The sequence below is a fragment of the Micromonospora thermarum genome (assembly GCF_012034245.1).
Taxonomy (GTDB): domain Bacteria; phylum Actinomycetota; class Actinomycetes; order Mycobacteriales; family Micromonosporaceae; genus Micromonospora; species Micromonospora thermarum.
Genome location: NZ_JAATEO010000073.1, coordinates 1 through 4,369, shown reverse-complemented (window position 1 = coordinate 4,369; position 4,369 = coordinate 1). Strand labels below are relative to the sequence as shown.

General features: G+C 73.3%; 3 protein-coding genes. 1 reads left to right on the top strand and 2 read right to left on the bottom strand.

Features of this window, described 5'->3' with window-relative positions:
- Positions 1–949, top strand: a 949-nt coding sequence (locus tag HCJ94_RS29165; RefSeq protein WP_168004212.1) for a glycosyltransferase family 4 protein, incomplete at its 5' end; no start/stop codon positions are given.
- Between the two features lie 126 nt (positions 950–1,075).
- On the opposite strand, the gene HCJ94_RS29160 is transcribed toward HCJ94_RS29165, so the two are convergent.
- Positions 1,076–2,359, bottom strand: coding sequence for a citrate synthase (locus HCJ94_RS29160; RefSeq protein ID WP_168004211.1), 1,284 nt, complete (start codon positions 2,357–2,359; stop codon positions 1,076–1,078).
- 247 nt (positions 2,360–2,606) lie between these two features.
- A partial coding sequence (locus tag HCJ94_RS29155) for a sulfatase-like hydrolase/transferase (protein WP_168004210.1) occupies positions 2,607–4,369 on the bottom strand: 1,763 nt, incomplete at its 5' end.

The following is a 4,369-nucleotide window of genomic DNA, read 5'->3' as shown; positions in this document are numbered from 1 at the left end:
GATGACCCTGCGCGAGCACCTGGACATCCCGCTGGTCAGCACCATCCACGCCACCGAGGCGGGCCGGCACCAGGGCTGGCTGCCCGAGGAGATGAACCGCACCATCCACGGCGTCGAGCACTGGCTCGCCAGCGAGTCCGGCCGCGTCATCACCTGCTCGGGTTACATGCGGTCGGAGGTCACCGCGCTGTTCCGGGTGCCGACCGCCCGCGTGGACGTGGTGCCCAACGGCGTCGAGCCGCGCCGCTGGCGGGCGCCGTCCGCCGCGGTGGCCCGCGCCCGGGCCCGCTTCGCCGGGGACGGCCCGCTGGTCACCTTCGCCGGCCGGCTGGTGTACGAGAAGGGCGTCCAGCACCTCCTCGCCGGCCTCCCCCGGCTGCGCGAACGGCACCCGGGCCTGCGGGCGGTGATCGTCGGCGACGGCCCGTACCGCGGGGAACTGGAGGCGGAGGTGCGGCGGCTCGGCCTCGGCGACACGGTCAGCCTGCCCGGGTTCCTGGGCGGCACCGACCTGCCGGCGGTGATGGCGGCGTCGGACTGCTTCGCGGTGCCGAGCATCTACGAGCCGTTCGGCATGGTGGCCCTGGAGGGCGCCGCCGCCGGGGCGCCCCTCGCGGTGTCCGCGACCGGCGGGCTCGCCGAGATCGTCGAGCCCGGCGTCACCGGGATGACCTTCCGCCCGCAGGACCCGGAGGGCCTGACCGACGCCGTGCACGCCCTGCTGTCCGACCGCGACCACGCCCGCCAACTCGCCCGCCGCGCCCGCCAGATGGTCCACGACCAGTACGGCTGGGCCCAGATCGCCAGCCGCACCGCCTCCACGTACGCGCAGGCGATCACGGAAGCCCCCGCCTTCGCGGCGGCGCGGGCGGCCCACCGCATGACCCACGGCCGCACCCAGCCCGCCATCCCGGAAGGCAACCTCCTGACGTCCGCCGGCCTCCGCTGACGGCCGCCTAGCCCTCGTATTGCCCTCGTTGATCATGGGGTTAGCGGGTTGGTTTGTCCTGATTCGGACCCGCTAACCCCATGATCAACGGTGCTGGCCCCGGCCCGTCCTGGGCGCGCGGTTGGGTCAGCGCTGGTCGAACGGGGTGTAGTCACGCTCGGGGGAGCCGGTGTAGACCTGCCGCGGACGACCGATCTTGGTCTCCGGGTCGTTGATCATCTCGCGCCACTGGGCGATCCAGCCGGGGAGCCGGCCCAGCGCGAACAGCACCGTGAACATCTTGGTCGGGAAGCCCATGGCCTTGTAGATCAGGCCGGTGTAGAAGTCCACGTTCGGGTAGAGCCGGCGGGAGACGAAGAAGTCGTCGGCGAGCGCGATCTCCTCCAGCTGCACCGCGAGGTCCAGCAGCGGGTCCGGCTTGGCCATGCGGCCGAGCACGTCCTGGGCGGCCTTCTTCACGATCGCGGCGCGCGGGTCGTAGTTCTTGTAGACCCGGTGGCCGAAGCCCATCAGCTTGACGCCGGCCTCCTTGGCCTTCACCTTCTGCACGAAGGAGCGGACGTCGCCGCCCTCGGCGTGGATGCGCTCCAGCATCTCCAGCACGGCCTGGTTGGCACCGCCGTGCAGGGGGCCGAAGAGCGCGTTCACGCCGGCCGAGACCGAGGCGAAGAGGTTGGCGTTGCTGGAACCGACCAGCCGGACGGTCGACGTGGAGCAGTTCTGCTCGTGGTCGGCGTGCAGGATGAACAGCGCGTCCAGCACCTTCGCCACGACCGGGTCGACCTCGTACGGCTCGGCCGGCACGCCGAAGGTCATCCGGAGGAAGTTCTCCACGTACCCGAGGGAGTTGTCCGGGTAGAGCAGCGGCTGGCCGATCGACTTCTTGTACGCGTACGACGCGATGGTCGGCACCTTCGCCATCAGCCGGACCGTCGACATCTCCACGTGGGAGGCGTCGAACGGGTCGAGGCTGTCCTGGTAGAAGGTCGAGATCGCGCTGACCGCCGAGGAGAGCACCGCCATCGGGTGCGCGTCGCGGGGGAAGCCGTCGAAGAAGCGACGCATCTCCTCGTGCAGCAGGGAGTGCCGCCGGATCCGCTCGGAGAACTCGGTGAGCTGCTGCTGGGTGGGCAGCTCGCCGTAGATCAGCAGGTACGAGACCTCCAGGAAGGAGGACTTCTCGGCCAGCTGCTCGATCGGGTAGCCGCGGTAACGCAGGATCCCCGCGTCGCCGTCGATGTAGGTGATCGCGGAGGAGCACGCTGCCGTGTTCACGAAACCAGGGTCGTACGTCGTCAGCCCGGTTTCCTTGAGCAGGTTGCCCACCCGAATTCCGGAGGGGCCCTCGACCGCGGGGTGTACCGGCATCGAGAGTTGCCCACCGGGGTGATCGAGCTTGACTTCCGTCATGTGGTTCCTCGCTTCGCCGGCAGATCTTCGCTGAATTGCCTTCGCTTCTACCGTATTCGCGGTTCGCGGGACACCGCCCGCGGTGGTTCTCCGGTGAGGTATGCGTCACCCGATTCCCGACCAGCCGGAGGGGAAACCGGTCGGGCCGGACCCGGCGCGAGGAGACCGGGGGCAGGCCACGCCCGCCGCGACGAGCGGGGCCCGGCGCGAGGCGACCGGGAGCGCTCCGAGGCGGGTCGGGCGAGGGTCAGGAGAGCGCGAGGCGGGTCAGCGTACCGCCGGCGCCGACCAGGAGAAGGTCGAGGCGGTTCGCCCCGGCCTGGAACAGCCGGTCGTCGGCGACCAGGGCCGCGAACCGTCGACCGCCGGCGTCCCGGGGCACCACCGGCACCACGGCGGCGACCCGGCCGTTGACCGCGACGGCCAGCGGCGTGCCGTCGGGCACGGAGTCGGGCAGGTCGCCCCAGACCAGCGCGGGCAGCCGCCCGGTGTCCGGGTCCACGTCCCGGAACGCGGCGAGGTCGCCGACGCGGGCCGCGCCGGCCGTCGGCGGATTCCCCACCGACGTGCCGATCAGCGGGTGCGGGGAGGACGGCGGCGGCGCGGCCGGCACCCCGCCGGAGATCGGGGTGCGCTGGGCGGGCCGGTCGAAGAAGACCTTGCCCGGGTCGTCCCGCGGCGCCTGCCGGGCGGAGCGACCGTCGACCGGCCACGGCACCCGGATCCCCGCCTCGTCGGCGACGGTGGGCAGCAGGTCGACGTGCTCCCAGTTCCGGTCGTCGACGCGGCCGGCACGCTGCCCCGGCGACTTCACGAACAGCGGCACCCAGGCGACCTCGCCGGCGGCGGCCCGGATCGCGTCCATCCCCCGCCCCTGCGCGCCCTTCGTGAAGCTGACCCCGTGGTCGGCGGTCACCACCAGCACCGCCTGGTCGTACAGGCCGGTGGCCCGGAGCGTACGCAGCGTCTCGCCGATCAGCCGGTCGGTGTAGCCGAGCTGGGCCAGGTGCCGCTGCCGGGCCAGCTCGACCCAGCCCTCCCCCTCGTTCGGGAAGTCCTCGGGTGCCTCGTAGCGCATCCCGGAGGGCAGGTACGCCCACGGCGAGTGGGGCATCAACAGGTGCAGGAAGTGCAGCGTCGGGGTGGCCGACGGCTTCAGGCCGGCGAGGAAGCTGGTGAACCGGGCCGGCTGGTTGGCGTTCAGCCGGTCCCAGCGGAACTTCGGGTCGGCCGGCACCGGCTCGGCCGCGTCGACACCCGCCTCGGCGGCGGTGCGCTCGCGGTAGGAGTCCTGCGGGTCGACCCGGCTGTCGACCGGCGCGGCGAGGCGGGCCAGCAGTTCGCCGCTCTCCCGGACCAGCACACCGATCCCCTGCTCCGGCATCACGCGGCTCTCGCACCGGCTGGGTGGGCAGAGCCGGGTGATGCTCTCCTCGGCGCGGATGTCGTACAGGCCGCCGAAGGCGGTGAACAGGTTGTCCGGGTGCTGCGAGTAGTGCGGCGCGGCCCCGGTTGCCGGGTAGCGGCCGGACAGCATCGCCGGCAGCGCGTACGGCGTCCAACCGCTCACGCCGGTCGCGTTGCGGTACCAGGTCGAGCCGGCGGCCAGCTCCGCGAAGTGCGGGAACCGGGCGGCGTCCACCCGCCCGTCGGGGCCGAGCAGGGAGACCAGGGGCAGCTCGTCGAGGATCAGCATGACCACCGGCGGGTGGAGTCGCGCCGTGGCGACACCGGCGGCCCCGCCCTCGCCCCGCGGGAGGACCACCGCCGACGTCGGCGAGGTGAACACGAACAGCCCGACGAAGAGCGGAGGCCCCACGGCGGCCAGCCGCAGCACCCGGCCGGGCCCGCGCCAGCGGCGGTGGGCCCCCGCGCCGGGGGCGGCCGCCACGACGGGGACCGGCAGCCGCGACACGCCCCGGAGCGGCGGGAGGGGCCGGCCGGCCTGCACCCCCAGGGCCCCGGGCAGCAGGGCCCCCGGCACGGTGGGGGTCACCGGCCGGGCGCGCC

Excerpts from the sequence above, each read along its gene's own strand:
- HCJ94_RS29160 (WP_168004211.1), bottom strand. The coding sequence starts at position 2,359 with ATGACGGAAGTCAAGCTCGATCACCCCGGTGGGCAACTCTCGATGCCG.